The sequence below is a fragment of the thiotrophic endosymbiont of Bathymodiolus puteoserpentis (Logatchev) genome (assembly GCF_900127505.1).
Lineage (GTDB): Bacteria > Pseudomonadota > Gammaproteobacteria > PS1 > Pseudothioglobaceae > Thiodubiliella.
Map to the genome: position 1 here is coordinate 1 of NZ_UEXF01000074.1, position 1,422 is coordinate 1,422.

2 protein-coding genes are annotated in these 1,422 nt (G+C 32.2%); both read left to right on the forward strand.

The window, feature by feature from the left end; translation table 11 throughout:
• A partial coding sequence (locus tag BHECKSOX2_RS09565; RefSeq protein ID WP_180323750.1) for a hypothetical protein occupies window positions 1-246 on the forward strand: 246 nt, incomplete at its 5' end.
• A gap of 36 nt (window positions 247-282) precedes the next feature.
• A complete protein-coding gene (locus tag BHECKSOX2_RS09570; RefSeq protein ID WP_139683388.1) occupies window positions 283-702 on the forward strand; it encodes a DUF4329 domain-containing protein in 420 nt (139 codons plus the stop codon).
• Window positions 703-1,422: the final 720 nt, after the last annotated feature.

Here is a 1,422-nt window from a genome sequence, read left to right on the forward strand (position 1 = left end):
GCTATAGAGGCAGTTATTGGTGGCACCATCTCGATGATTGGCGGCGGTAAATTCGCAAACGGGGCGCAGACGGGGGCGTTTAGGTATTTGTTTAATGAGGGTATGCGTCATGGTAGGGCATTTAGTAATAGTCTTAAATTTAAAACCCAACATGATGCTGCATTTTATGCTTTAAGAATTAATTCTACTTCTATTTCTGAAAATAGGGAGCATGGTGGTTTGATTTATAGAAATTCAGATGGGTAATTCGCAAACGGGGCGCAGACGGGGGCGTTTAGGTATTTGTTTAATGAGGGTATGCGTCATGGTAGGACATTTAGTAATAGTCTTAAATTTAAAACCCAACATGATGCTGCATTTTATGCTTTAAGAATTAATTCTACTTCTATTTCTGAAAATAGGGAGCATGGTGGTTTGATTTATAGAAATTCAGATGGGTCTTATTCATTCACTGGACCGACAGCAGGCGACAAAAGATCAGTGGATCCTAGGAATGCACCAGCACCTAATGGTGCTAATGTAACGGCTTATTATCACACTCATGGAGCGTATAATCTAAAATACAACGACGAAGACTTTTCTACTAATGGAGACATTCCTTATGCAAAAAGGAATAAAATGAACGGATATTTAGCGACTCCTATGGGCAAGATCAAATATTATGATTATACTAACGATGTAATTAAGGTGTTACAACAATGAAGGGGATTACAATGATGAAGACGCTATTTTTATTTATTTTTATAAATACTCATGTTATGTCTAATTCTAATATGGATAAATATATTGATTTTGATATTATAGAAAGTTATAAAAAACCTATAACAATGCCTGCTAAATATTTAGAAGTGTTTAGTGTTGTTTATAAAGATTTTTTTACTGGTAGATATCGTTCTGATGAAATAGAAAGCTATATAGTCAACATATCNTTTTTATTTATTTTTATAAATACTCATGTTATGTCTAATTCTAATATGGATAAATATATTGATTTTGATATTATAGAAAGTTATAAAAAACCTATAACAATGCCTGCTAAATATTTAGAAGTGTTTAGTGTTGTTTATAAAGATTTTTTTACTGGTAGATATCGTTCTGATGAAATAGAAAGCTATATAGTCAACATATCTGAATCCAAATATTTGTATATTATTAAATTCCATACTCCATGGAAGCAACTTGTGTTGGGTGGAGGTTCTGGCTTTTATCACATAGATAAGCATACTATGAAAATTATTAAAGTTGAATTTTACAAATAAAAATTAAAAATAAAAGGGTAGAATCGGTTGAGTAAAAGGGGACGCTACCCTTGGAGGATTATACTTAGTCAACCCTTAAAAACCACACAACAAATTGATTTATAACAATAAAACCAACAATAACCCTAGACAAATCAACCAACTTTTGCTAAAATACCTCTTA